Annotated in this window: 26 protein-coding genes and 2 pseudogenes; 6 read left to right on the top strand and 22 right to left on the bottom strand. The window is 52.1% G+C overall.

Translation table 11 applies throughout. From position 1 onward, the window contains the following. Nucleotides 1-3 precede the first annotated feature (3 nt). On the bottom strand, nt 4-951 hold the full coding sequence (hemH, locus tag AWM70_RS03900) for a ferrochelatase (RefSeq protein ID WP_068694430.1): 948 nt from the start codon (nt 949-951) through the stop codon (nt 4-6). 22 nt (nt 952-973) lie between these two features. After that, a complete protein-coding gene (gene hemE, locus AWM70_RS03895; RefSeq protein WP_068694429.1) occupies nt 974-2,071 on the bottom strand; it encodes a uroporphyrinogen decarboxylase in 1,098 nt (365 codons plus the stop codon). A 236-nt stretch (nt 2,072-2,307) separates the two neighbouring features. Here hemE and AWM70_RS03890 point away from each other — a divergent pair, with 236 nt between their 5' ends. Next, a complete protein-coding gene (locus tag AWM70_RS03890; protein ID WP_068700347.1) occupies nt 2,308-3,510 on the top strand; it encodes an MFS transporter in 1,203 nt (400 codons plus the stop codon). Nucleotides 3,511-3,620: 110 nt separating this feature from the next. On the opposite strand, the gene AWM70_RS03885 is transcribed toward AWM70_RS03890, so the two are convergent. Further along, nucleotides 3,621-4,253 carry an O-methyltransferase gene (locus tag AWM70_RS03885; protein ID WP_083180121.1) on the bottom strand — a complete coding sequence of 211 codons (633 nt, stop codon included), beginning with the start codon at nt 4,251-4,253 and terminating at the stop codon, nt 3,621-3,623. Between the two features lie 117 nt (nt 4,254-4,370). Here AWM70_RS03885 and AWM70_RS03880 point away from each other — a divergent pair. Continuing rightward, nucleotides 4,371-5,517: pseudogene (locus tag AWM70_RS03880) on the top strand (THUMP domain-containing class I SAM-dependent RNA methyltransferase). A gap of 157 nt (nt 5,518-5,674) precedes the next feature. Further along, a complete protein-coding gene (locus AWM70_RS03875) occupies nt 5,675-7,744 on the top strand; it encodes an LTA synthase family protein (protein ID WP_068694427.1) in 2,070 nt (689 codons plus the stop codon). A 43-nt stretch (nt 7,745-7,787) separates the two neighbouring features. Here AWM70_RS03875 and AWM70_RS03870 read toward each other — a convergent pair whose 3' ends face one another. From AWM70_RS03870 to AWM70_RS03825, 10 genes are all read right to left on the bottom strand, one after another. After that, complete coding sequence (locus AWM70_RS03870; protein ID WP_068694426.1) at nt 7,788-8,027, bottom strand: YuzB family protein; 240 nt, start codon at nt 8,025-8,027, stop codon at nt 7,788-7,790. 23 nt (nt 8,028-8,050) lie between these two features. Next, entirely contained in the window at nt 8,051-8,359 is a 309-nt protein-coding gene (locus AWM70_RS03865) for a HesB/IscA family protein (protein WP_068694425.1), read from the bottom strand. Nucleotides 8,360-8,522: 163 nt separating this feature from the next. Continuing rightward, nucleotides 8,523-8,765, bottom strand: coding sequence for a YkvA family protein (locus AWM70_RS03860; protein ID WP_068694424.1), 243 nt, complete (start codon nt 8,763-8,765; stop codon nt 8,523-8,525). 51 nt (nt 8,766-8,816) lie between these two features. Continuing rightward, the gene (locus tag AWM70_RS03855) at nt 8,817-9,755 is read right to left on the bottom strand and encodes a M14 family metallopeptidase (RefSeq protein ID WP_237167823.1); all 939 of its coding nucleotides are present in this window, start codon (nt 9,753-9,755) and stop codon (nt 8,817-8,819) included. Between the two features lie 236 nt (nt 9,756-9,991). Continuing rightward, a complete protein-coding gene (gene racE, locus AWM70_RS03850) occupies nt 9,992-10,819 on the bottom strand; it encodes a glutamate racemase (RefSeq protein WP_206093417.1) in 828 nt (275 codons plus the stop codon). 171 nt (nt 10,820-10,990) lie between these two features. Then, the gene (locus tag AWM70_RS03845) at nt 10,991-11,389 is read right to left on the bottom strand and encodes a YtxH domain-containing protein (RefSeq protein WP_068694423.1); all 399 of its coding nucleotides are present in this window, start codon (nt 11,387-11,389) and stop codon (nt 10,991-10,993) included. A gap of 112 nt (nt 11,390-11,501) precedes the next feature. Beyond that, nucleotides 11,502-11,924, bottom strand: a complete 423-nt coding sequence (locus AWM70_RS03840) for a DUF86 domain-containing protein (protein ID WP_068694422.1) — start codon at nt 11,922-11,924, stop codon at nt 11,502-11,504. A gap of 44 nt (nt 11,925-11,968) precedes the next feature. Then, nucleotides 11,969-12,256 (bottom strand): Dabb family protein, encoded by a 288-nt coding sequence (locus tag AWM70_RS03835; protein WP_068694421.1) that lies wholly within the window; start codon nt 12,254-12,256, stop codon nt 11,969-11,971. 103 nt (nt 12,257-12,359) lie between these two features. Next, nucleotides 12,360-13,085, bottom strand: coding sequence for a DUF1361 domain-containing protein (locus tag AWM70_RS03830; RefSeq protein WP_068694420.1), 726 nt, complete (start codon nt 13,083-13,085; stop codon nt 12,360-12,362). Nucleotides 13,086-13,244: 159 nt separating this feature from the next. Beyond that, nucleotides 13,245-13,496 (bottom strand): type B 50S ribosomal protein L31, encoded by a 252-nt coding sequence (locus tag AWM70_RS03825; protein ID WP_068694419.1) that lies wholly within the window; start codon nt 13,494-13,496, stop codon nt 13,245-13,247. A gap of 188 nt (nt 13,497-13,684) precedes the next feature. On the opposite strand from AWM70_RS03825, the gene AWM70_RS03820 reads away from it, so the two are divergent. Beyond that, nucleotides 13,685-13,867 (top strand): hypothetical protein, encoded by a 183-nt coding sequence (locus AWM70_RS03820; RefSeq protein WP_068694418.1) that lies wholly within the window; start codon nt 13,685-13,687, stop codon nt 13,865-13,867. A gap of 48 nt (nt 13,868-13,915) precedes the next feature. Here the strand turns inward: AWM70_RS03820 and AWM70_RS03815 are convergent, their stop codons facing one another. From AWM70_RS03815 to AWM70_RS24045, 6 genes are all read right to left on the bottom strand, one after another. Further along, nucleotides 13,916-14,509, bottom strand: a complete 594-nt coding sequence (locus AWM70_RS03815) for a histidine phosphatase family protein (protein ID WP_068694417.1) — start codon at nt 14,507-14,509, stop codon at nt 13,916-13,918. 90 nt (nt 14,510-14,599) lie between these two features. Continuing rightward, nucleotides 14,600-15,556, bottom strand: a complete 957-nt coding sequence (locus AWM70_RS03810; RefSeq protein WP_068694416.1) for a D-2-hydroxyacid dehydrogenase — start codon at nt 15,554-15,556, stop codon at nt 14,600-14,602. Nucleotides 15,557-15,660: 104 nt separating this feature from the next. Continuing rightward, nucleotides 15,661-16,563: a LysR family transcriptional regulator gene (locus tag AWM70_RS03805; RefSeq protein ID WP_068694415.1), complete on the bottom strand. Its 903-nt coding sequence runs from the start codon at nt 16,561-16,563 to the stop codon at nt 15,661-15,663. A 200-nt stretch (nt 16,564-16,763) separates the two neighbouring features. Continuing rightward, nucleotides 16,764-18,407: a methyl-accepting chemotaxis protein gene (locus AWM70_RS03800; RefSeq protein WP_083180119.1), complete on the bottom strand. Its 1,644-nt coding sequence runs from the start codon at nt 18,405-18,407 to the stop codon at nt 16,764-16,766. Nucleotides 18,408-18,835: 428 nt separating this feature from the next. Continuing rightward, the gene (locus AWM70_RS24050) at nt 18,836-20,374 is read right to left on the bottom strand and encodes a methyl-accepting chemotaxis protein (protein WP_083180118.1); all 1,539 of its coding nucleotides are present in this window, start codon (nt 20,372-20,374) and stop codon (nt 18,836-18,838) included. Continuing rightward, nucleotides 20,371-20,547, bottom strand: coding sequence for an MCP four helix bundle domain-containing protein (locus AWM70_RS24045; RefSeq protein ID WP_083180117.1), 177 nt, complete (start codon nt 20,545-20,547; stop codon nt 20,371-20,373). The genes AWM70_RS24050 and AWM70_RS24045 overlap by 4 nt, the downstream gene beginning before the upstream one ends. A 290-nt stretch (nt 20,548-20,837) precedes the next feature. Here AWM70_RS24045 and AWM70_RS23390 point away from each other — a divergent pair, with 290 nt between their 5' ends. Then, nucleotides 20,838-21,020, top strand: a complete 183-nt coding sequence (locus tag AWM70_RS23390; RefSeq protein WP_068694414.1) for a hypothetical protein — start codon at nt 20,838-20,840, stop codon at nt 21,018-21,020. 81 nt (nt 21,021-21,101) lie between these two features. Here AWM70_RS23390 and AWM70_RS03785 read toward each other — a convergent pair. From AWM70_RS03785 to AWM70_RS03775, 3 genes and pseudogenes are all read right to left on the bottom strand, one after another. Then, nucleotides 21,102-23,022, bottom strand: a pseudogene (locus AWM70_RS03785) (PTS fructose transporter subunit IIABC). A 40-nt stretch (nt 23,023-23,062) separates the two neighbouring features. Then, nucleotides 23,063-23,977, bottom strand: a complete 915-nt coding sequence (pfkB, locus tag AWM70_RS03780) for a 1-phosphofructokinase (protein WP_068694413.1) — start codon at nt 23,975-23,977, stop codon at nt 23,063-23,065. 2 nt (nt 23,978-23,979) lie between these two features. Then, entirely contained in the window at nt 23,980-24,726 is a 747-nt protein-coding gene (locus AWM70_RS03775; protein WP_068694412.1) for a DeoR/GlpR family DNA-binding transcription regulator, read from the bottom strand. Nucleotides 24,727-24,970: 244 nt separating this feature from the next. Here AWM70_RS03775 and AWM70_RS03770 point away from each other — a divergent pair, with 244 nt between their 5' ends. Further along, nucleotides 24,971-26,125 (top strand): glycosyltransferase family 4 protein, encoded by a 1,155-nt coding sequence (locus tag AWM70_RS03770; RefSeq protein ID WP_068694411.1) that lies wholly within the window; start codon nt 24,971-24,973, stop codon nt 26,123-26,125. Nucleotides 26,126-26,163 lie beyond the last annotated feature (38 nt).

Raw genomic sequence — 26,163 nt, 5'->3', positions numbered from 1 at the left:
CGATCATCCCTTTTCCAATACAGCGGTAATTGACTCGCACAACGCACGGATATAAAGCGGATCGCTATTCAGCATTTCAATGCGTTCAAGACGCATATCCAGCTCTTTGGCAATCGCTTTGGCTTCAATGTCCAGATCATAAAGCACTTCCAGGTGGTCGGACACGAATCCGACCGGCACCACCAGCACATCTTCTACCTGCTCCGTGCTTAACGATTTGAGGGTATCCAGAATGTCCGGGCCAAGCCAAGGCTCAGACGTACGTCCAGCGCTCTGCCAGGTGAACTGCCAATGTTCGATACCCAGCTTATCAGCAACCGCTTTGGACGTTTCCAGCAGCTGATCCTGGTAAGGGTCCCCCATCTCCAGAATTCTGGCAGGCAGGCTGTGCGCGCTGAACAGCACGCGGACCTGGTCGCGTTGGGCACCTGCTTCCTCGAACTGGTCCAGCTTGGCTGAAACCTTACGGCCGATCGCTTCGATGAGCGAAGGATTCAAATGGTATTCCTTCACGAACTTCATGACGATGCCATGCTCCTGCGCTTTAGCTTCTGCCCGTTTGATATATCCGCCTACGCTCATCACGGAATAATGAGGCGCCAGCACGATGCCGACAGCCTCCTTAATGCCGTCTTTAGCCATTTGCTCCACGCCATCTTCAATGAAAGGCGCTGCATGCTTCAAGCCCTGATAACAGACGAATTCAGCATCTGCGCGCCCCTCTGCTGTCAGCTGGTTCAAGGCCTGCTGCAGAGACTCGGCCTGATGATCCGTATTGGCTCTGAGCGGAAAAACGCCGCCGACAATCGCTTGATAGCGGTCGGTCAGCTCCTTCAGCTGCTCCTCTGTCGGGCGATTGCCTCTTCTGATGTGAGTGTAATAAGCTTCGATCTGGTCCATGCTCGCCGGAGTCCCGTAAGACATGACCAGCACGCCGATTTTGTTGCTCATCCTAGAAAACCACCTTTGACTTTTATAATGAAGTTGGATGTTGTTGGTCTAGTTTATTTGCTGTTCGTAGAGACCCGCGCCGGCTGATCGCCCCTGCGGAGTATTCATGAACGAATTCGGTTAATTCTTGCAGCTTCTCCAGGGAAGCTTCAGGGAACAGGCCATGCCCGAGGTTAAACACATAACCCGGCTCCTGAATGCCCTCATCAATAATCGCAGCCGCATGGCGCTTGATAACCTCCATGGGAGCCGTTAACAAATAAGGGTCCAGGTTGCCCTGTACAGCGTGTTTGCCGCCTAATCTTCTGCGCCCTTCAGCAAGGGAGACACGCCAGTCCAAACCGATGACATCGGCCTGCAGTCCGGCAAGCGTCGGCAGCAGCTCGCCCGAGCTGACGCCTGGAAAATATATTTTTGGCACATTCAAATCCTGAAGTTCGGCAAAAATACGGGTGACCGTCGGCAGCACAAACTGCTCAAAGTCTTTAGGTGCAAGTGCGCCGACCCAACTGTCGAACAGCTGGAAAGCCTGGCCGCCATGGGCAACATGGGCCCGCAAATAAGCGATGACCATATCGCCCAGTTTATCCATCAGACGGTGCCAAAGCTCCGGTTCGCCGTACATCAGGCTTTTGGTGCGGATATAACTTTTGGTAGGCCGCCCTTCGATCAAATAGCTGGCAATGGTGAATGGAGCGCCCGCGAAGGTAATCAGCGGAACCTCCAGCTCCCGGTTCAGCATTTCAATTGTATTCAAAATATGAGCCAAATCGCCTTCGACATCAATCGGCTTCAGCCGGTCTATGTCCGCCGCCGTGCGGATCGGATTATCGATGACGGGACCGACATTTTTGACAATATCAAAATCAATGCCGATCGAAGCAACCGGGTTCATGATATCTGAATATAAAATAGCCGCGTCCACACCCAATTTACGGACAGGCATCATCGTGACCTCTGCGGCCAGCTCAGGCTGCTTGCAAATTTCAAGCAAACTGTATTTTTCCTTGATTTTACGGTATTCCGGATCATATCTGCCTGCCTGACGCATGTACCACACGGGCAGCTGATCCACGTCCTGCTTGAAGCAGGCGCGTATAAACCGGTCATTATAGGTCATGAAAGAAAGCCTCCATCTTAAAAGAATCCCTAAAGTACATTATGCCCTTTTCAAAAGTAAGTAACAACCATCACAACCCGCCAAGCCTTGACAAAACTCCGAACCTTCCGGTGCAACCAGGGTATATAAAATATGTTATACTAAAAAAATTGCATGGACCGGCTGGTTTGAATGGCTGTCTGAATCGACGTACAGAAAGGAAGTGAAACCCTTTGAAAACCTGGAAAATCAATCTTATGGTGCTTTGGGTTGGAGCTTTTCTAGTCAATGCCGGGATGACCATGATCACGCCATTCCTGTCTCTTTATTTAGCGCAAAATCTTCATGTCGAAGGCGAAAAAGCCCTTGGCCTGTGGGCAGGGCTCATCTTTGCCGCCAACTTCGCCACTTCGTTTATGTTCCAGCCGCTGTGGGGCAAACTTGCTGATAAATACGGCCGAAAAATTATGCTGCTCCGCTCCGGATTCGGCATGGCTGTCGTCATTACGCTGATGGGCTTTGCGACCGCCCCTTGGCAGCTGCTGGCGCTAAGGATGCTGAACGGCACGATTTCCGGCTTCAATCCGGCCGCCGTATCCCTGATATCCAGCACAACGCCGAAGAAAAACATCGGCTTCGCTATGGGCATCATTCAGTCCGGCACTGTGGCCGGCACGATTCTGGGCCCGCTGCTCGGCGGGATTATGGCCAATTATGTCGGCTTCCGCCCGATCTTTTACATAACAGGGGCTCTGCTGTTCGCCGCTTCGATGCTCGCCCTCTTCCTCGTCCGCGAGAAATTCGACCGGCAGGAAGCCGCGAAACGGGATGAAGTATCCGTGCTGGCCGGTTTCCGGGAACTCGGCAAAACGCCGCAGCTCCCTGCCTTGTTCGCCGTCACGTTCCTGCTGCAGTTTGCGATGATCAGCCCGATGTCGATTTTGCCTTTGTATGTAGAGAAGCTGCACGGCTCTTCGCTTAACCTGCCCTTCTGGGCGGGTTTCGTCAGCGCGGTAACCGGTTTGTCCAACATGATCTCTTCGCCGATTCTCGGCAAATTTTCCGACAAGGTCGGCACGCATAAAATTTTGACGCTCGCTTTGATCGGCGCCTCGATCACGCTGATCCCGCAGGCTTTCGTCGGTTCGGTGTGGCAGCTGGCCGCCGTCCGCTTCCTCATGGGCGTCTGTATGGGCGGCTTGCTGCCAAGCGTAAACGCCTTGATCCGCATGTACACCCCTGACGGCATGGAAAGCCGGGCCTTCGGCTTCAACAGCAGTACGCTTGCACTCGGCAATATGCTGGGCGCGCTGATCGGCGGATTTCTGTCCGGCTATATCGGAATCGAAGGGCTGTTCGTCATTTCCGGCATTCTGCTGCTGCTGAATACCGTTTGGGTATGGATGAAATTGTACGCTCACAAGGACAAGGACAAGCGCAAGCAAACCTCGTTCCGATAAGATCATTCAAAACGTTTTTTCAAACCGGTCATTCGAAGATCCCCAAAAAAAGATCCGCCTTAGCCGAGGAAACCTCCTGCAAAGGCGGATCTTTTAAGTTGTAAGCGAGCCTACTTGACGATCGCCAGAGCCAGTCCGTCATACGCCGGCAGAAAGGTGCTCAGCAGACGCGGATCGGAAGCGATCTGCTCATTGAACTGCCGCATAATCTGTACGGACGGGCCGTTCTTGTCCAGATTCAGAGTGCGTCCGCGAAGCAGCGTGTTGTCCCCGACGATGATGGCACCGGGATTGGCAAGCGCGATAGCTTTCTCTAAATAATTCAGGTAATTGCCTTTGTCCGCGTCAATAAAAAACAAATCGAACCGGTCGCCGCGCTGCTCCAGCACTTCGATGCTGTCCAGCGCTTCGCCGATCATATATTCGGCGACGCCTCCGAAACCGGCCGCCTCCATATTCCGGCGCGCCAGCCCGGCATTTACATCGCTGATCTCCAGGGACACTACCCGCCCTTCTTCACCGGCAAATCCGCGGGCCAGGCAGATACCGCTGTATCCGCCAAGGGCGCCGATCTCCAGCACCGACTTGGCCCCGGACATGCGGACCAGCATCGTCAGCAGGCGGCCATAGCCTGCGGCCACCGATACATCCTGTATGCCTGCTTCGGCAAGCGTACGTTTGACGTTTAGCAGCGCCTCGTCTTCCTTGTAAAGCTCTTCGCTGTATTGTTCAGGCGTAATCACCGTATCCTCCTTATAAATCCCGTCAAATTCGGTTTGTATCTTCAGTCACATTCCCATATACTAGATTGTATGGTTTTTGGACGATCCCTACAAGTATAAACGGAGTTGAGAACATTCATGGCATCCAAACTGGAGTTAATCGCCACCGCCCCGATGGGTCTGGAGGCAGTCGTTGCCCGCGAATTGAAAGAACTGGGCTACACCGATGTAAAAGTTGAAAACGGCCGGGTCACGTTCCCCGGCGAGTTGATTGATATTTGCCGCTGCAATTTATGGCTGCGCACCTCGGACCGCGTGCTGATCAAGATGGGCGAATTCGAGGCCCGCACCTTCGATGAGCTGTTTGAAGGCACCAAAGCGATTGAATGGCAGGACTTTATTCCGGCGAACGGCGAATTTCCAGTGGAGGGACGTTCGCACAAATCGCAGCTCAGCAGCGTTCCCGCTTCTCAGGGCATCGTCAAGAAAGCGATTGTCGAGAAGCTGAAAGGCACCTATCATACGGAATGGTTCCCGGAGAACGGCCCCCGTTATGTCATTGAAGTCATTCTGCTGAATGACGTGGCGACCCTGACGCTGGACACGACAGGTGCCGGCCTGCACAAGCGGGGTTACCGGAAGCACGCTACCGAAGCCCCGCTCAAGGAGACGCTTGCTGCCGCTTTGATCCAGCTCAGCCGCTGGAACCCATCACGTCCGTTCTATGATCCATGCTGCGGTTCGGGCACGCTGCCGATCGAAGCGGCCATGATCGGCTGGAACGTGGCGCCAGGTCTGCGCCGCTCCTTCAATTCGGAGAATTGGCCGGTCATTCCGGAGGAGCTGTGGGAGCAGGCGCGGGAAGAAGCCTTTGACGCGGTAGACGATTCTATTCCGCTTGAAATAACCGGCAGCGATATAGATGCGGAAGCGATTGAAATCGCCCGGGCGGCAGCCAAAGCCGCCGGATTCGCCAAAGAAATCAAATTCCATGTGCAGCCTGCCGCACGCATGACCAAAACCGGCGAATACGGCTGCCTGATCGCCAACCCTCCTTACGGGGAGCGGATTGGCGATGAGAAAGAAATCCGCAGGCTGATTTCCCAGTTGGGACGGCTGTCTGCGGAAATGCCGACCTGGTCTTTTTTTTGCGATCAGTCCGACTCCAACCTTTGAAAAAGATTTCGGCCGTCCGGCGGACAAACGCCGCAAGCTCTTCAATGGGCGAATCGAATGCCAGTATTATCAATACCTGGGCCCACTTCCCCCGAGAAACCGGGATTAAACAGCTAAATGCGGCCGCTGGCCGCTGCAAAGGGAATCCGGACGGGCTGCCTTCCTGCTGCGGCCGCAAAGCTGCCCCCAAACCTCTGCCCCACAGCTGTGGGGTTATTTGTTCTTAAATGTAGGGCCGTTTGTCCTGGGAAAGGAGCTGTCTGCTCATGAAGGCCTTGTTTATCAAAGACTCGCCTCCGGATAGGCTGCCTTCCCTGATCCGGAAATACGGGGTTTATCTGCTGTTCCTCATCGTCATGGTGCTGAAGCTTTGGTATCTGCATACCCATCTGCATGCTCGTTATATTGATATGAACAAGACGGATTTCGTCATCGCGATGGGCTCTCTGATGCTGGTCTCGTTCTGGACGCTCTGGCTTTCTGTCCGCGCCGAAATCATCGCCCTGCTGGTTCTGGATCTGCTGCTTACCGCTCTTATTTATTCAGATCTGGTTTATTACCGTTATTTCCAGGACTTTATTACGGTTCCCGTACTGCTGCAGGCAGGGCAGGTTGGAGAACTCGGCGACAGCATCAAATCGCTGCTGCATAGCTCTGACCTCCGGTTTGCAGCCGACTGGATCGCCCTGATTGTCTTGTTCCCCATTTACAAAATCCTTCGGCGCCGCCGCCGAGCTTCTTATCGGGTTCAAGCGGCTCCTTGGAAAATGGCTTCCCCCTCCCCTTCCCTTTCTTCTGTCCACTCTTACAGCGCTAATGGCAGCGCCGGCAGCAATCGCGGGCACAAAGGACTTAAAGGAAAAGGGCTTAAAGAAACGCTGCTCCGGCTTTCAAGCGGGCTGGCCGCCTTTATACTGGGCCTCGCGCTTACGCTCGGGCCGATCAAGTCCTATACGAGCACCTGGGCCGCCGGACTTTTTACAGGAAACTACTGGAGCATGTCCCTGTATAACGTTACAGGTCTGCTGGGTTTCCATTTCTACGACATCTACCGGTTTGCCAAGGATCATATCGGCGGAGATCCGCTGACTGCCCAGGAGAAAGAAGAGATGAAGCAGTGGTTTGCAGCAGCGGGCCAGAGCCGCGACGTTAGGAATGCCACTTTCGGGGCATACAAGGGCAGCAACGTGATCGTGATTCAGACCGAAGCGCTGATGAACTTTATGATCGGGAAGCAGATCGGCGGCCAGGAAGTAACGCCAAACCTGAACAAACTCCAGCAGACGAGCCTCTATTTCTCGAATTATTATCATCAGACAGGCCAAGGGCGGACCTCGGATGCGGATTTTGCATCGAACGGCTCCCTACATCCGCTTCCAAGCGGTTCAGTAGCCACCCGGTTCGCCGATCACAAGTTCGACGTCATGCCGCAAATTTTGAAGGAAGAAGACGGCTATCACGCCTTTGCGTTCCATGCTTATGACAGCAGCTTCTGGAACCGGCTGACGATGTACAATTCGATGGGATATGATCGTTTCTTCAGCAAAAAAGACTATCAGATGGACGAGCCGCTCGGCTGGTCGCTGGGGGATAAGTCGTTTTTCAAGCAGTCGCTTGGGATGCTGTCTGAAGAACAACAGCCTTTTTACGCCTTTATGATTACGTTGACAAGCCATCACCCTTATACCCTGCCGGAGAAGGTACAGACGCTGGATGTCGGCTCCTTTAAGGGGACAATCTTCGGCGACTATCTGGAGGCCGTTCATTATGTAGATGAAGCGATCGGCGAACTGATTGACCAGATGAAAGCCGAAGGGCTGTGGGACAATACCATTCTCTGCATTTACGGCGATCATGATAATTCTGTTGCCGATCAGGCCGATTACGAGAAATTCCTCGGCCGCAGCCTGAACGAGCTGGACATGCACAAAATCATGAACCAGGTGCCGCTGTTTATCCATCTGCCTGACGACAAGCTAGCCGGCACTTATGCGGAAGCCGAAGGTCAGCTCGATTTGGCACCTTCCCTGCTGCACCTGCTCGGCATCTCCACAGCCGACAAATATATGATGGGCAACAATATGTTTGACGGCAATCCGAACCACCTGGTTGTCCTGCGCACAGGAGCTTTCACCGACGGACGTGTCCATTACATTCCTTCTCCGGACGGCCTGTTCGAGAACGGATCCTGTTACAGCGAAGAAAGCGGGGAGAAAGTGGCTATCGGATCGTGCAGGGCCGGCAGCGAAGAAGCTCAGAAACGGCTGCAGATCTCCGATGAGGTGATTACTTACGATCTGATCCGCCAATTGGAACAAGAAAAAAGCACTCCTTAAGATTTCCTTAAGGGGTGCTTTGATATTTATGCTCAAAAGTACGTCAGGACGATTGCACAGTTTTTTTGATAAACGGTTCAACCTTGGCCAGCACTTCTTCTTCAGTAGGAGCACTGACATAACGTCCGTTAATATAAACAAAGGCGCGCTTGCCGCATGGGCCGCAATAGGATTTGCACCCGACCTTGATTTCGGCATCTGGGGCCATCTTCTGCAGCTTGGGCACAATCGATTTGATCCGGGTAAACTTGCATTTATCGCATACGCGAATGTCGTTAGCCATGATTCTTCTCCGCTCCCCGCCGATCAGTGATCGCCGTGGTTGCCTTGAGACGGGTTGGTGATGACAAAACCTTCTTCAGGGAAATAAAGGTAGTCAATCTTCACGCCGTTCAAGAAAGGATCGCTAAGATCAATCAGAACGTCAATTTCTTTATCCGTGGATATCACTTGGTCTGATTCGGACGGTTTAACCAGATCCAGGCCGTAATGCGCGTGGTCGCCATGAGCATGGGTGACGAATACTTTAAGCGCAAGTCCTTTGTCTTTGTTCTCTTCTTTATCGAGTTCTCTCTTTATCACTTTGGCCGCATTGCGGGTAATTTTGACACTCATTGCATTCGCTCCTGTCTTGTTTGAAATCCGCTATCTAAAACTGAATTAACATTCCTATTGTAAAGAATCCGGCCGTACTGCGCAAGGACAACCTTTCTCCCTCAGGGCATCCGAAGCGGTATAACCCGGGATAAATGCGCACGGAAGCCGAATTCCCCCGAATTTAACGAAGGCTCGGATTCCGCCGCTCGACCCGGTCCACAAACCAGTTCATCAGCAGTAAAGTTACGGCCATATCGTCTATCGGTATAAAAGGAAGCACATCGGGCAGCACCCAATAGAGAGCCGCGGGAACGAGCAGCAGAAGCTTGTCCGACCAAGGCACCCGGGATGAAAAAAGCAGACCCGGCAGTCGTTTGAACACATGGACCCACCGCCGGATCGACCAGATTTTTCTCCACTTCATGGTTATCCCTCCTTTGCAGTAAGGATACCCCATTTCCGGTTATTCGAAAAGTTAAAGCGACAAGGCTTCCGCCAGGATGGCGTGAACGTCCAGGTAAATCTCCTCAAAATCCTCAGGCGGCAGCGGGTTAACGCCTTCCCCTACCTCTACCGTAAAGCCCGGACGCCGAAACTCCTGAATAAACCAGTCTTTATACCCTGCATCGCTCCCCTCCAGCTTCACGGCCCGATACCGTCCGGCTGCCGCCAGGCGTGCCGCCATGCTTTCGGCTTCAGCCGGCTCGAGATCCCTGTAATTCCAATAAATTTCTTTGCCTTGGCTGTGCAGGGACACGACATGCTCAAAAGGGACCCCCCGGGTCAGAACCGCCAATGCGGAAGCTTCCGGTTCGCTCAGCGGAGCGGGCCCGCTGTAATCCTGGGGAGAAGGTCCGCCTATGCCCCTTCGTTCGCGCTCCACTTCCCAGAAGGCCGGGAACTGGTCGTTCAGGTCGACTCCGCGTATATTCGCTTTCCAGCGGGTAAAATCCGGGGACTGGCCATTCCATTCCAGCAGTCTGCTCCTGTAGGGACCGCAGTGGTCCGCCCCGTTTTGCGACAGGTCTACGCCATCCGGATTAACCATCGGCACCGCCCATAAGGTGTAATCGCTGTACCAGGCCTCGGCCTGTCTGCGAGTAGTGGTCTGGCCTGATTTCGGATCTTCATCCTCCAGCGCGGCTGCATAATCCTCGAGAAATCGCAGCAGCAGTGCAGCGGTAATCCATTCATTAGCGTGTACCGCCGCATTCACATGAACTTGCCGCGAGCCTTTGCCGATACGGACGCACCAAATCGGCTTGCCAAGCACGCTTTGGCCAATGGAAGCAAACTTCAGCACCGAATATCGGCTTTGCAGCTTGCCGCACTGCTGGCAAAAGTCGGCATATCTGAATTTCCGGTCTTCAATATGGACAATACGTTCCGGGTTGTCCCCGTGACACGGCATCATATCAAGAACACCTCCACCTGTTTGGTAAACTGTATGATCACCTTGTTGTCCGATATGCCCCGTAAAGTAAACGCTTCCACAAACGCTGCGGCTGCGGTTTATCTTCTTGTTCAGCAAGAACGCGCCCATTCTTCTGATCCCAATGGGACTTTCTGCTGCTAGAAGCAGCAGCAGAAAGCAGCCATGGTTCCCATCGTTCGAACTGCGTCCAAATATTGAAACTTCAAATGCTCCCTTTATCCCACATCTTCCGCCATTCGTCCGACATGCCAGACAATCGGGGTCAGCTGGATTTCTTCACCCAGCCATTCTTTCGCAATCTGCCTGAATATCCTCTCATCCCCGCTGCAGAAAAATTGATGAACAGGGGCCTCCGCTCCGCGGGCCAGCTGGCCTTTCTGATACAGCACGGTGCTGATTTCCCTGGCGGTCTCGTCCGCCGAGCTGATCAGCTTCACTCCAGGCCCCATCACTTCCCTGATAGCCTTGCGGAGGAAGGGATAATGCGTACAGCCCAAAATCAGGCAATCCATGTCATACTGCTTGATTCCGGCTAAGGAGCTGCGTACGATCTCTCTGGTGTGCTCGGTTTCAAACTCTCCCTGCTCGACCAGCGGCACCAGCTCCGGGCAAGCTTCGCTGACGACCTCGATATAGGGCGAAAGCTCCTTGAGCGCAACAGTGTAAGCCCCGCTTTGAATCGTGCCGATGGTCCCGATCACTCCAACACGCCCCGTTTTGGTTGCGCTGATGGCTGCCCGGGCCCCCGGATGAATGACGCCGATCACCGGAATCGTCAGCTTCTCCGAAATGAAGTCAAGCGCCGCCGCAGTCGCCGTATTGCAGGCGATCACCACCATTTTAGGATTAAATTGAATCAGAAAATCTACAATCTGCTCTGTAAACAAGCGGACCTGTTCGGGAGTACGTGGACCGTAAGGAGCTCTCGCCGTATCTCCAAAATAAATGATTTTTTCCCGGGGCAGCTGGCGCATCACTTCTTTGACAACCGTTAATCCGCCCACTCCTGAATCCAATATTGCGATAGCTTGATGCACGAACATACCGCTTCCTTTATCGTAGGTTTGAAAGACTCTCCGTTACTTTATGCATAGACAAATTAAAGCGTACCTGATGGTTAACCGATGCCGCTTCACCCAATCCCTTTATAAATGAAACGCCGGGCGTACCAAAAAGGCCTCCTGCCGGAGGCCCTGCGGATGAACGTTCATCCTTTATTTCTCCGCAGCTTCAGCGGCCTGCTCTTCATTCAATTCTTCCTCCAAGGAGGCTTCATCCGTTTCATCAAAGAATTCGTCTTCGGAGAAATCCGATTCTTCTTCAAAAGAGGAAACAAGAACCTCCTCCTCAAGCTCTTTCTCTTGGCTTAACCGGGATTGTACGTCCTGTACGAGATGCCCGGCAGCCGTTTTGATGCGGGAATATAACTCTGCGCTGTGCTCGCCGACTCTTTCGGCTGCCGCGTGGGTTTTCTCCGCCGCAGTCCGTGCGGTTTCCGCGATGTCCTGGCGCAGCTCCTTGCCAGGTTTTGGCGCAAACAGAAGCGCCGTTACCGATCCGGCCACCGCCCCAACCACCGTTCCCCAAAGAAAACCTTTGCCTGCTTTGCCCATGATTCATCTCTCCTTTGCGGCCGCGCCCAATCCGTTTCCGGGCGAATGCCTATTGTTTAGTTCATTATAAGCAGCATGGGCTTGACCGGTCACAAAGCGGAGAAATATATTTTTAAAGGGCCAGCTCATGGTCCAGATAAGCCTGGACCTTTACTGCAAACTGCTCTAGTGCGGTGGTGAGCTGAGATGTACCGATCCGCCGTTCCGTGAGCGGGCCGTAATATTCCTGGACCAAAGGCTTGCGGAGACGGACAAGTTCCTTTAATACGGCAACAAGCTCATCCCCGATCACCTTCTCATCATGAATGATGTCGATGATGTCTTCATAACTGCTGGCATCGCGCATAATAAAGCCGTCAATTAAATAGCTGCCCACATCGGTAACGACCTCAAGCGCCAGATGCAGAGCCCGTTCTTTCGCATAACGATGGAGCAAATCCTCGCCGGACGTTTGTTCCGAGCTGCCAAGCACCTGGATAATCTCAGGCAGCACCTTCAGCCTCAAATCAATTTGCTCGCGGTTGACATAATACATGAACGTTCCCCCTCATTCAGAAAGCGGCTTCTGCCAGCCGCCGATCAAAATTCGTAGTCGACCACCGACTGCGACTCACGGACTTCGCTGATATGCTCGATGACCTTTTTATGCTCCGGATGGACCTGGTAGCCTTGAAGGTCTTCAAGCGAGCGGAACGTTGCTTCTAACGAGAGATCATAGGAACGCGGGGTATCCACCACATTTTTGCCGATGTGAAGATCGACCAGCTGCTCGACCTTTCCCTTCATTCCGTTCAGGACGGCATACGTCTTCTCCACGCTTTCAGGGGAACGATCCTTCAATTTAAACAAAACGATATGTTTGATCATGTAAACTCCATCCTCTGCTTGTATTAGTTGTTGCGGGTACGATCTGATCAAAATATAACATATCTGTTTCAAAAATTGCCACCTGGCAGGCTTTTGAACCGGCCTATTCTCGCCGTACCGCCTGCATAGAGCCGATAAAATATAAAATGATATAGAAGCCGGCCGTCAACATAAACATCTTCAGGCAAAAATCAGCTGCAAACGAACGCTGTCCGGCATCGTTCACCAGATCCAATAAATCCCGGCGGATCATCCTCGGGTTCTCCCATAAATCCCAGGTGTTCCAGCGTACGAACCGCCCCATGTAAATGCCGAAGCTGCCAAGGCACAGCATAAGGCCTGCAAACAGCCATCCGAGCAAAGCACCAAACCGGCGGCGGATTTCCTCATGGATCGACAGCAGTGAGAAGGAGCCCAACAGCAGCCCAAGAACGGCCGTCAGCAGCATAGCCAGCAGATGGTCCCAGAAAGGAACGGCCAGCCAGAAACGACTGGATGTATCCACCGGATAATTCACAAATACATGCAGCAGATCGGTAACCAGATAAGCCGCGTTCGGATAGAAGCCCAGCCACAGCAGCCCGAATCCCGCCAGCATCAGCCGTCTGAATCTGCCGGGAGAAAGCTGCAGCGTCCAGTCGATAAGCAGCATAAACCCAACCGGCAGCCAAGCCAGAAACATATTCCAGAATATAAACAAATAAGGTCTCCGTCCGGAGTTTAGCTGGAAATCGTATAAATTCTTGAGACAGACTGCCGTAACCAATGCCAGCACCAGAACCACATACCATTTGGCCGGATAATGGAGTTCAGATTTTGTTCGCCTCATAAAACCTCCTTGGGGTAGAAACTGCTTTATGTCTTTATCTTATAAACCTAACGCTCAAGCCCCTCCATTAGTTACTAAACCAAATAAAAGGCAATAATCATACAAAAAAAAGACATCCGCCATCCCTTTCGGTTTGGCAGATGTCTTCGGATGAACAACTTATTTGCTGTTCAGGTTGTATTTCTTGTTGAAACGGTCTACACGGCCGCCAACGTCATTGTTACGTTGTCTGCCTGTAAAGAACGGGTGAGAAGCGGAGCTCGTATCCACACGGATTACCGGATAAGTGTTGCCGTCTTCCCATTCCATAGTTTCGTTGGAAGATTTCGTGGACGCGCTCAGGAATTTGTAGTTTGCACTTGCGTCAAAAAAAATCACCTGTTGAAATTTAGGGTGAATTTGCTCTTTCACTGTGATCACCTTTACTGTTGAAATTATTTCGTAACTTTTACGATACTTTTTATTATAACTAATTCGTCAGAAAAACGCCAGCATGAAATAAAAATATCAATTATTTATGGAAATTTAATAATATATTAATATCTTTTGGATATAATAGAAACATGAAGTAACTTTAAAAAGCTGAAGGAGGACTTGGTATGAAACCCGAAACCAATTTGAGTTTGTGGATGACTGAATTTCTGTGCAGTTCGGACCAAGTGAAACTCCGCCGGATTCGCGAAGCAGAAAGCCTGCATAATCCGGAGCTGATGAACAGCATTTATTTTCACCTGGCCATGCGGGACAAGCTTCATCTGCTTGAGAACCGCAAGATAGGTTAAACTTTTTTCTTTAATAACAGACTTCCCTGCCCGCCATCTGACTGGCGGTCACAGGGAAGTTTTTTTGCGACCTAAATGTTCAGTCCCGTTATATAAAGAACAAACCCAGTTCCCGTTGTCCCGTACAAGCAACGTAAAGGCGGTATTGCTCAAGTTCATTTTATCCGCCAGCCCGGGAACAAGCTTTCTGAGACTGTGATGCAAAAGCACGCCGTGGCTCACAATCAGAATACGTTCACCCGCGTGTTTGTCGGCAATTTCCGTGATCACCGCAGAACCTCGTTCCATGCCTTGGTCGGGCGCCTCCAGTCCAAGCTCAAGCTTGTTCCATTCCAGCCCCCATTTGCTCCGGCGTTCTTCTTCGGTTGTTCCTTCAATTTGTCCGGCATTCATCTCACGCAGCCGCGGGTCAACCTGTATATCCTTAATCCCCAGTTCCCCGGCGATAATTTCAGCCGTCTCCCGCGCCCGGATCAAATCGCTGGCATAAATCCGATCCCACTGCTGACTGCTCAGCCATTGCCCCAGCAGCTTCGCTTCCCTTCTGCCGTCCTCATCCAGCGGATTATCCGTCAAGCCTTGAACCCTGCCTGCTTTGTTCCACAAGGTGCTGCCATGTCTAATTAATCCCACGTGCGTCATGAAGCGTACCTCCTTTATTGCAACACCCTGCACTACCTGCCGGAAGAGAGTTTATTGGGGTTCTCCCCTCTCTTCCATTATTCTTTAATCCTAATATTGCCTTACCAGATCAACCACATTAACACCAGGCGGCTGGCCTTGCAGGTAAAGCTTCAAATTATCGATAAAAATGGTTACCAGCCGTTCATTATAACTTGGCGACGCGCCGGCATTATGAGGCGTAATAATAACCTGCTCCAGTTCGTACAGCGGATGATCGGACGGCAGAGGTTCCTCCTCAAACACATCCAGCCCGGCCCCGGCAATCGCTGCGTTTCGCAGGGCCTCAACCAGGGCTTCCGTATCCGTCGTCGCCCCGCGGCCGATATTGATATAGAAAGCCCCGGCCTTCATCGCGGCAAACTGGGCTTTCCCGATCAGCTTCTCCGTTTCTCTCGTATGCGGGAGGCAGTTCACCACATAATCACATTCAGCCAGCAGCTCGTTCAGCTGTTCCGGTTTGTACATCCGGTCGACCCACTCGTCCGGCTTGTCTGAATTTCGAAGCCCGAGAACCGTCATATGAAAAGCTTTAGCCAGCCTCGCCGTCTCCGAGCCAATCGCTCCAACCCCTAAAATGCCGATGGTTTTGCCATGGGCTTCGCCGATCCCTTCCTCAGGCAAATCCCACCTACGGGCCGCCTGATTGCGGATGGCCGTATGCACGCGGCGGGTCAGAGATAAGAGCAGGGCAAAAATATGCTCTGAGATCGGAAAAGGATGCACCCCGCTGGCATTAGTCAAGACAATGCCGAGTTCCCTGAAGCGCTTGAGTGGCAGATGTTCCACGCCCGCTCCCCAATTCTGCACCCACTTTAGGGAGGTTCCATCCCGCAGCAGCAGGTCTGCATAGCTGCTCTTCCAGCCCATCAGAACCTCGGCTTCCTGCAAATGACGTTCCAGCTCCTGCGCATCCCTGCTGTCCACCAGCTCCCAGCCGGGAGCGGCTGCTTTAATTCTCCCGCGGATTTCTTCCTCCAGCGGGCGGACCGCTACGATTTTCCCCATGGTAATCCCTCCGTTTCCTTTGTCTGACAAAGATGCTAGCATCCGCAGACAGAGGTGTCAAATGGCATCCGGCCTTGCTTGCTTTCCTTTATATTGGCTTTACTTTATAGAGGAACAAATTCCTTCAGCGCTTCCACATAGGCAAGGCCCAGCTTGGACAAGGCGGCGTCTTTATGCCTGATCCAGCCGACGTTAATGGTCTCGTCCGTGGCAAGCGGAACCGCAATAATATCGCGGCCGTTTAATTCGGCGCTGAGCACGCCGGTTGAAATCGTGTAGCCGTTTAATCCAATCAACAGGTTAAAGAGCGTAGCCCGGTCGTTCACGCGGATACTTTTGTTATGAGACAACGTACTCAGTATCTCCTCCGAGAAATGAAAGGAATTATATTCCCCCTGGTCAAAGGAGAGGTACGGATAGTCCTGCAGCTGTTCGATCTGAACGACCGACTGGCGTGCAAGCGGGTTCTTGACGCTGATGAAGATATGCGGACGGGCAATAAACAGGCTCGTGAACAACAGACCGGCATCTTTTAGCAGCTTGTTGATCACTTTGGCATTAAATTCATTCAGGTATAAAATGCCGATTTCGCTGCGCAGCGTTTTGACATCGTCAATAATTTCGTAGGTTTTCGTTTCCCGCAGGGCCAGCTCGTATTCTTCTTGTCCGTGATCCTGAACCAGCTTCACAAAAGCGTTGACCGCAAAAGCATAATGCTGAGCCGACACCGAAAAATGCTGCGGGGACGGTTTGGCGTTCAAATACCGCCCTTCCAAAAGCTCGGCCTGCTCGACGACCTGCCGGGCGTAGCTTAGAAACTCTACCCCATCTTTAGAGAGAATGATCCCTTTGTTCGTCCGCTCAAAGATTGTAATCCGCAGCTCTTCCTCCAAATCTTTGATCGCATTGGATAAACTCGGCTGGGTAATAAACAAACGTTTGGCCGCTTCGTTCATTGAGCCGCGGGTCGCAATTTCAATGACATATTTCAGCTGCTGTAAAGTCATCTGCCCACTCCTTTCAACCTGTGCCAGCCTGTTAAACTTGCTCTGCAGCTTCTATCTACCAGCTCTATTATATATTGATCGCCGACTTTCATTCAGCAAGAACTTGGGGCTCCAAATCGACAGCACCTTCTTGTGAACCCAAAAAGCGGCCCCGCAGGGCCGCTCCAAAGCGATCAGCTCAATCAGCCGTCAGATCCAAATTACACTTTAAAACGCTCAATCGAAGTCTGCAGCTCTTGTGCCAGACCGCTCAAATGGCTCGCAGAACCGCTGACTTCCTCGACAGAAGCCAGCTGCTCCTGCGCGGCTGCAGCTACGCTCTGCGTAAGCTCTTTGGCATTATCGGCAATGTCGGCTGAAGTTTCGGCCGAAGCAAGCACCTCTTCCGAAGAGGCCGACATCTGCTCCGTCACGGCTGACACATCCTGAAGCTGGGCGGCAAGCTCCCGGATATTCTGCAGGATGTTGTCGAAGTTATGCCCTACATCCGCCATCGCGGCTTGTCCGCTTTGCGCATATTGTTTGCTGCTCTCCATGGTGCGGAACAATTGGGACGTATCGTTTTGAATTTCTCCAATCAGCGCTGAAACGTTGCCCGCCGATTGTCCTGTTTGCTCGGCCAGCTTCTTGACCTCCGCAGCAACGACCGCAAACCCTCGGCCCTCTTCCCCGGCTCGTGCGGCCTCGATAGCCGCATTCAGTGAAAGCAGGCTGGTTTGCGTCGCAATATCATTAATCGTATTCGTTATTTCTCCGATATTCTCGGATTTCCGGTTCAATTCTTCGACCGCTTGAGCAAGCTGAACAACGGACTGATGAATCTGTTCCATCTGCCGGGCGGCTTTGGCCACAAATTCATGACCGGTGACTGCGTTGTGCTCGGATTGTTTGGAGGTTTCTACCAGCTCTCCGGTGGACTCGGCAATCCGGCTGATGCCTTTAACCATCTCCTGCATCGTCCGGCTGACTTCCGCTGATCCACGCGCCTGCGAATCCGTTCCCTCGCTGATCACCTGAATTTGTCTGGAGATATGTTCAGTCGAGCTGGCGGTTTGCTCGGATACAGCCGTCAGCTGCTCGGAGCTTGCGGCCAGCATCGAAGATTTCTCGTTCACCTGTATGACGAGGGAGCGCAGCGAATCCACCATCTGATTAAAAGACAAGGTAAGTCTGCCCGGTTCATCCTTATACAGATATGTACCCTTCACCGTTAAATCTCCGCCTGCAGCTTTCTCCATCATCTTCTGGAGATTTATAAGCGGGTGAGTAATCAGTCGGACCAGCAGGTAAGCAATCGTTGACAGCAGCAGGACGGCCAGGGCCAGCAAGCCAAGGCTGACGATTTTAGCCGTTTTACCGGCGGATTCGTTCTCATCATAACGTTTCTTGGAATCCTGGTCCGTATTTTGGGTCAAGACATCAATGGATCTTTCTACGGCTGTTTTATTAGGCACGATTTGATTGACGTAAGTCTGGTAGGCTTCCTCGTTTTTGTTGGATAAGCCAAGCGCCACCATCTGATCGGAGTCTTTGATAAGCCTTTGAAACTGATCTACCAAACTTTCATATTGAGATTGCTCCGCTTTGTCATCAATCAGCGTTTTATACTCCTCGAGAAGCGTTTGGTTGGCTTTCATCATATCTTCATAGTTCTTGTTCAAATCATGATTCTGATTCTCATCATCCGTAAGGACCAAGCCTAAAATATCATTGATGGCCACATTGAAATTGGCTTTCATTTCATTGATTTTCTTAACCTTCATCAAACTCTCCTCGTACAGCACTTTGGAGTTGTTCACTGTAAGGTTCACATAATAATAGCTGGTCCCGCCAATCAGCAGCAAAAAAAACGATCGACGTCAAATTTAGAATCAGCAGCTTCTGGCGGATTTTGAGATGACGCAAGCTAAGCTTTTTAAGTACATTCAACATGGCTTCTCCTCCATGAACAGCCGCCTCCGTAAGCGGTGCTGTCCCTTTTATCTTGCTAATGTTACTGCAGACAATTTAACTATCGACTAAATTTGATAATTTCTTTATCTAGTTTTGTAAACGGCGCGTAAAATTTTAAGCCTCAAGTCCCAGAGACCTTCTCGCTTACCCAAAAAAGACAACTTTGCCGGCAGCCTTTCTCCCCAGGAGACCCTTCCGATTCCTATACATTGTCCAAGCAGGAAAACGCGGTCCCGAAGGACCGCGTCTTAAAGGAGCAGACTCTGGTTATTACCGACAACCAGTTGCTGAAAACAAACCAGCCGCATCCGGTCAGCGCTTACACCTTAAATCGTTCAATTGAAGCCTTCAGCTCTTGAGCCAGCCCGCTCAAATGACCGGCCGAGCCGCTGACCTCCTCGACAGAACCCAGCTGCTCTTGAGCCGCAGCTGCTACGTTCTGGGACAGCCCTTTGGCATTGTCGGCGATCTCGGCTGAAGTTTCGGCGGAAGCAAGCACCTCTTCAGAAGCTGCCGACATTTGCTCCGTGACGGCCGATACCTCCTGAAGCTGCTCCGACAGCTCACGAATGTTCTGCAGGATGTTGTCAAAGTTATGACTGACATCCTTCATCACCGACTGTCCGCTTTGCGCATATTGCCTGCTGTCCTCCATTGTGCGGTACAGGCTCGACGTATCCCTTTGAATTTCGCCAATCAGCTCTGATACGTTGCCTGCCGACTGTCCGGTTTGTTCAGCGAGCTTTCTCACCTCTGCGGCTACAACGGCAAATCCCCGGCCCTCTTCCCCCGCCCGGGCGGCTTCGATGGCCGCATTCAGCGAAAGCAGGCTGGTTTGTGCCGCAATGTCATTGATCGTATTCGTAATTTCCCCGATGTTCTCCGACTTGCGGTTCAGCTCCTCGACCGCTTCGGCCAGATGAACAACAGACTCATGAATCTGCTCCATCTGCCGCATCGCCTGTGTTACAAACTCATGCCCGGTGATTGCGTTATTCTCTGATTGGCGGGACGTTTCCACCAAATCTCCGGTAGATTCTGCGATCCGGCTGATGCCTTTGGTCATCTCCTGCATGGTCCGGCTCACCTCCGCCGAGCCCCGTGCCTGAGAATCCGTTCCTTCGCTGATCTCCTGAATTTGTCTGGAGATGTTCTCCGTAGAGCTTGCCGTTTGTTCGGAAACAGCCAGCAGCTCTTCAGAGCTGGACGCAAGCATCGAGGATTTCTCGTTCACTTCTATGACCAGAGAGCGCAGCGAGTCTGCCATCTTGTTGAAAGATTGGGTGAGCTTGCCCGGCTCATCCCGGTACAAATAAGTGCCTTTGACCGTCAAGTCTCCGCCTGCGGCCTTCGCCATCAGGTTCTCTAAACCCTCCAGAGGACGGGTAATAAGTCTGATGATCAGAAGAGCCATCGCAGCAAGCAGCAGAACCGCCAGGGCCAGCAGGCCGATGCTCACCATTTTAGCCGTTGTGCCAGCCTGGATATTTTCATCATTCCGGTTCATCGAGTCCTGAGCCGTAATTTGGCTTAACTCCCCAATCGACTTCTCAATCGAATCTTTAACAGGGGTGATTTCATTCAGATAAATTTTATAAGCTTCAGCGTTATGGTTGTTGGTAGCGAGAACTACCATTTTGTCCGAGTCCTTGATCAGCTTGTCAACCTGCTTGACCAGCTCGTCATAGTTCTTTTTCTCCTCTTGTCCAGCAATCAGCTTTCCATAGTCTTCAAGGAGCATCAGATTTACTTTGTTCATTTCGCCATAATCTTTGTTGAGGTTATCGTTCAGTTTCACATCCTCGGTCAGCATTAATCCGAGTATATCATTCATAGCCGTATTAAAATTTGAATTCATTCGTTAATCGTTTTGACCTTCATCAGGTTCTTCTCATAAAGCACCTTTGAGTTGTTCACGGTAAGGTCCAGATAATAATAGCCCGTGCCTCCGATCAGCAGTAAAAATACGATTGCCGTGATGACTAGAAACAGGAGTTTGAATCGAATTTTCACATTACGCAAGTTGAACATGTCTTCTCCTCCAAAGGTGAACCGCAGTGCATGCCGTTCTTCCCATTATTATTCTTTGATGTGCTAGGTTTCTTGCGTAAGCAGGGGCTGTGCTTGAAACGGAGTCACCACTATACATATCGGAAATAGGTTTTGTTTTTTTATATTTATTTTTTAATAATTGGATTGTAAATTTTGACAGTCACTTAACGAAAAAGACTATCCGGATTTATCTTCTCCCAACATATGGCTGGTTCACGGAAATGCAGGTAAGCAAGGACACCAGTGGCAGGAGTCCTGCCGGGACATGCTTGCTTGACCCAAAAGAGCAGGTTCTGGAGGAAGGGCGGCAGATGTTCTTGATGGACGCTGGCCGATTTCATCCTTGCTCCCACGGCTTCCGAAGCCGAAGCGTCCAGCATCTCGGCAATCTGGCGCTTGTGCTGGCCAGCCGCTCTTACGACACCCGCAAGAGGCATGCGGCAGCAATCTGATCAACCTTTATGCCGAGCCGGACTGGTGACCTCGTACAGAAACCGGCAGCCATGCGGCTGCCGGTTTCTTCCTTGGTCTCCTTATAGAGCCTGGTTCCGCTCGGGATCCAGAGCTTTTTTCCAAATGCCGAGTATCAGGCCGGACAACACAGCTCCAATTACCACCGCCAGCAGGAACAGCAAAGCGTGATTGGCCAGAGCTGCCACAAAAATGCCGCCGTGCGGAGCCGGAATATTGATGTGCCACAGCTGGGTCAGGCCACCGGCCACCGCAGAACCCAGGATGCAGGAAGTAAGCACGCGCAGCGGATCGGCCGCCGCAAACGGGATCGCGCCTTCCGTAATGAAGGACAAACCGAGTACATAGTTCGTTATGCCGGATTTTCGCTCATCTTCCGTAAATTTGCGTTTGAACAATGTCGTCGCAAGCGCAATGGCGAGAGGCGGAACCATGCCGCCTGCCATAACGGCTGCCATCATCGTACCGTTGGTGTTGCCGCTTGAGGTAAATACGCCGATCGCAAAAGTATAAGCCGCTTTATTGAAAGGCCCCCCCATGTCGATGGACATCATGCCGCCCAGAACGAGGCCAAGCAAGACGGCATAGCCGGTGCCCAGGTTATTCAGGCCGGAAACCACCCATTCGTTGATGGTGCTGAAGACAGGATCAAAGATGTAATACATGATTACGCCGGTTATCAGCAGGCCAACAACCGGATACAGAAGGATCGGCTTCAGGCCGTCCAGCGTTTTCGGCAGACCGGCAAATACTTTCCGCAAACCGATGACAATATAACCGGCCAGGAAACCTGCCGCCAGACCGCCAAGGAAACCGGAATTCGAGTTGACTGCCATCAGGCCGCCGACCATGCCGGGCATCAGAGCCGGACGGTCGCCGATGCTCATCGCAATAAAGCCGGCCAGAATCGGAATCAGAAAGTGGAACGCTCCATCTCCGCCAATGGTCATCAGCAGTTTGTAAATCGGATTGTCCGCTCCTCCTACCTGTTCAAACAGGAAGGAAATCGCGATCAGAATACCGCCTCCAACCACAAACGGCAGCATGTGGGAAATCCCGTTCATCAAATCTTTGTAAATTTTACTGCCTACGCTTGATTTGCCTTGGCCGGAAGAAGTGTTCGGCTCGGCTTTGGCCCCTGTGCTGCGGTAAACCGGCGCATCTCCGCGCAGCGCTTTCTCAATCAGCTCCTGCGGTTTGCGGATGCCGTCGCTTACCGGTCTCTGCAGCAGCGGCTTGCCGTCGAAGCGGCTCATTTCGACCTGCTTGTCGGCGGCGATAATAACCCCTTTGGCCCGGCGGATTTCCTCGGCGGTCAGCACGTTTTTTTGCGCCTTCCGAGCCGTTGGTTTCCACACGGATCTGCACACCGAGCTCGGCCGCTTTTTTCTTTAAGGCATCTTCGGCCATATAAGTATGGGCAATGCCAGTAGGACAAGCTGTAACGGCAACTACAAAATCATCGGATTCGTCAGCTTTCGATCCAGACGGTTCGGATTTTGATGAGTCGTCTTGAGCCCCCGCTTCTTCCTGCTGTTTCCCGTTAAACAAGGCCGCCACCTCGTCAGGCGTGGAAGCGGCTTGCAGCTGTTCGATGAAACCGCTGTCAATCAGCAGCTTGGAAAGCGAAGCCAACGTCTGCAAATGCACATTTCCTGCACCTTCCGGTACGGCAATCATAAAGAAGAGGGTTGCAGGCTCTCCGTCCAACGTATCGTAATCGACTCCTTTTTCGCTTTTGGCAAAAACAACCGTCGCTTCGTTGACCGCCTTCGTTTTGGCGTGAGGCATCGCAATGCCTCCGCCAATGCCGGTGCTGGCCTCCGCTTCCCGCTTCAAAATCATTTCCTTGAACAAAACCGGATCGTTGATCCGGCCATGCGCGGCCAGACTAGCGATCAGTTCATCGATGGCCGCTTCTTTCGTTACCGCCTTCAGATTCATAATCATCGTTTCTTTAATCATCAGATCCGTGATTTTCATGACTTTCTCCCCTTAGCTAATATCGATTTCCCTGCACCCGTTAATTCCATTTCGTAAGATGGACTTGCGAACGTAATTCGCGGATATATTCCCCTGTGGCCAGATCATCGGAAAAGGCGGTTGCGCTGCCGGCAGCCACCCCTGTCCGGAAAGCTTCCAGCAAACCTTTGCCTTCGGTCCATGCGCTGATAAATCCGGCGATCATGGAATCCCCCGCACCTACGGAATTTCGTACCCGGCCGGCCGGTACGTTGGCTTCGTAGGTTTCTGTTTCTGTGAGCAGCAAAGCACCCTCTCCTGCCATGGAGACAAGAACGTGCTGTGCTCCCAGCTCAAGCAGCTTGCGGCCGTAGGCAGCAACTTCGGTTTTGTCCTTCAGCGTGACGCCAAACAGCTCCGCTAATTCATGGTGATTGGGTTTAATCAGAAGCGGCTTGTGCTTCAAGGCGTTTCTTAAGGCTGCCCCCGTGGTGTCGATGACAAATTCAGCCCCCTTCCGCTGGCATCCCTCGATCAATCGGTCGTAAAAATCTTCCCCGAGTGAAGGAGGCACACTCCCCGAAAGCACCAATACATCGCCTACACCCACCCCCTCCAGCTGCCGCAGCAGCTGCAAGGCATCCTCTTCACGGATGGCGGGTCCAAGTCCGTTGATCTCCGTCTCTTCCCCGTGCTTCAGCTTGATGTTGATCCGGGTGTCCTGCTGGACTTTAACAAAACCGGTCCGTACGGATTCGGCTTTCAAGCAATCCTCCACGTAGCAGCCCGTAAATCCGCCGATAAAGCCGACTGCAGTGTTGTCAGTTCCGAGCCGGTTCAGCACCCGGGAGACGTTAATGCCTTTGCCGCCGGGCAGCTTCAAATCCCTCGTCATCCTGTTCAAGCCGTTCAGTTTGAAATCTTCCACTTCCACGATAAAATCGATGGAAGGATTCAGCGTTACCGTATATATCATGGTTATCCCTCAATTATGTTGGTTTTCTGTGTGATGGAGGTTCTCCAGCGTTCCGGCATCCTGTCAGTAATCAATACGGCTTCCTCCAGATCGAACAGCTTGGCGAAAGTGATTTCACCAAACTTGCTGGCATCCGCCAGCACATAAGATTGGCCGGATAATTCATGGGCCCTTCGTTTGATCAAAGCCTCTTCAGGATCGGGTGTCGTATATCCCATTTCGGGATCCACCCCGTTTGTGCCGAGAAAACATTTATCAAACCGGAAGTTGTCGATATTCTGGAGCGCAATGCTGCCGATCACCGCTTTCGTATGCGTTTTCATCATTCCGCCTAACAAATAGCTGCGAATCTGTTTGCTCACCAGGGCTTCTACATGCGACAAGCCGTTTGTCACAACCGTGATGTCACGGGCCTCAATGAAGGAAATCATGGCCAGAGTTGTCGTTCCTGCATCCAGATAGATACATTCCCCGTCCTGCAGCTGCTTGGCTGCCATCCGGGCGATAGCTGCTTTCTCCTGAACGTTTTTGAACGTTTTCTCTTCGATACCCGGTTCTTTGCTTTTCTCCCCGGGCAAGCTGGCTCCTCCATGAACCCGCTTGAGCAGCCGCCTGCTCTCCAAATCAACCAAATCCCGGCGGATCGTGGATTCCGAAGCGCCTATCAAGTCTACCAGCTCCTGCAGTTTTACAATCCCCTGATCATGTAAGCGCTGTAAAATTAAGTTGTAGCGTTCTTCAGTCAGCATATGCATACCTCCAACTGCTTTTATCATAACATAAAATCAATCAAAATCAATCAAATTCATTCAAAATAATTCAAAAAACTTTCATCGCCCTTTAACCGAAGGGCCCAGCGCTTATGCTGAAGGCAAAAGCCGTATTCCTTTTTCATTAAAGTAAAGGGATTTTTATTGCCTTAACATCCATTTGATTTGTGCTGAATATTTAAAGACTAAGATAAGAGGAATACGAGTAGTGAGGAGGTCATCCATGCGATTAGCCTTGTTTACGGACACCTTTTTCCCGCAGACGAACGGTGTTGCTCTGACGCTCAACCGGCTGACCCGGCATTTGGAACGCAGAGGCATCGAACATCTTTTGTTTACCCCGAAATCGGCTCCCGAGGAGCAATACGCCGGTTCGATCCGCCCGATTGCAAGCATTCCCTTTCTGCTCTATCCGGAATGCCGCCTGGCGCTGCCGAATCTGCCGGCCATCCGCAAGCAGCTCAGCGCTTTTCAGCCTGATCTGCTTCACATGGCGACCCCGTTTAACCTTGGATTATGCGGACTTCGTTATGCCAACACCCATAACCTGCCTCATGTCATCTCCTATCATACTCATTTCGACCGGTATCTCGAATATTACCGCCTGCAGAAAATCGTTCCCCTGTACTGGAGATACATGAGATGGTTTCACCAGACCTGCGATGCCACCTTTGCTCCCTCCCAGGAAACGATAGACACGCTTCGCATGCAGGGATTCCAGCGGCTTCGTCTTTGGTCTCGCGGCGTCGACTGTACGTTCTACACCCCGGCTGCACGCAACACTGACAGCGTCAAGGAACGCTACGGGATCACCGCCCCGCTGCTGCTGCTGTTCGTTGGCCGGATCGCGCCGGAGAAGGATATCGCTACCTTGGCCCAGGCTATGCAGCAGCTGCCGGACAACGTCCGCTCGCAGATGCATCTGCTGGTAGTCGGCGATGGGCCGATGCTGCCCGAGCTGAGAAGCCAGGTCCCAGGCAACGTCACCTTCACTGGGTACAAACACGGCGAGGAACTGGCGGAGCTGTACGCCTCCGCCGACCTGTTTGTGTTTCCGTCCAGCACGGAAACGTTCGGGAACGTCGTCCTGGAAGCAATGGCTTCCGGACTGCCCGTTATTGGCGTGAATGCAGGCGGGGTCAAGGATCTCGTTATGCCGGGCGTTACCGGCAGCCTCGTGGAGCCGCGCCGCGCCGATGTGCTGGCCGAAGAGATCAGCAGGCTCGCGGCGCTGCCTTCCCTGCTTGCTGATATGGGGCGTGAAGCGCGCAACCATGCGCTCCGCCAATCCTGGGAAAGCATCTTCGACGGCCTGATTCGGGATTACGAGGAAGCCATCGAAACGAGACGGGCAAACCGGGAAATTAAAACAGGCTGATTCTGGAGCAAAAAAATCCCTCCTTGCTGAACTTGCAG

The organism is Paenibacillus yonginensis, assembly GCF_001685395.1.
GTDB classification, from domain to species: domain Bacteria; phylum Bacillota; class Bacilli; order Paenibacillales; family Paenibacillaceae; genus Fontibacillus; species Fontibacillus yonginensis.
This window is presented reverse-complemented; position numbering and strand designations above follow the sequence as displayed.